This is a genomic window from Staphylococcus sp. HMSC072B07 (assembly GCF_001815505.1).
GTDB classification, from domain to species: domain Bacteria; phylum Bacillota; class Bacilli; order Staphylococcales; family Staphylococcaceae; genus Staphylococcus; species Staphylococcus simulans.
The window spans coordinates 5,065-5,413 of sequence record NZ_KV820945.1 but is presented as its reverse complement, the minus strand read 5'-3'; the positions used below and the strand labels follow the sequence as shown (position 1 = coordinate 5,413).

Here is a 349-nt window from a genome sequence, read left to right as displayed (position 1 = left end):
TTTTGTTTCATCTACTGTCACTGTGAATGGTTGGACGTTTTCTGGATATCCTGGAACAGTAACTTTTCCTTTTACTTCATCAGGTGTTGTTGTTTCACCATAATGTTTAGTTACCTCTCCTGCTTTAGGATCGTATTTCACATTATCTGGTTGATCGCCTACAGTAACTTTAACTACTACATGGTCTTTTGTACCATCTGGATAAGTGACTGTAACCGGCACATCAAATACCCCATGAGTATTTCCATCAGGTAAATTAGTTGGATCTTCCACTGTGACCACTGGTGTACCTTTATCCACTGGGAAGTTAGGTACTGTCACTTTATCTTTGACCTCTTGTTCAGTTGTG

The 349-nt window shown here is 39.5% G+C and carries 1 protein-coding gene; it reads right to left on the bottom strand.

Features of this window, described 5'->3' with window-relative positions:
- Window positions 1-349, bottom strand: a 349-nt coding sequence (locus HMPREF3031_RS13905; RefSeq protein WP_257243588.1) for a Rib/alpha-like domain-containing protein, incomplete at both ends; no start/stop codon positions are given.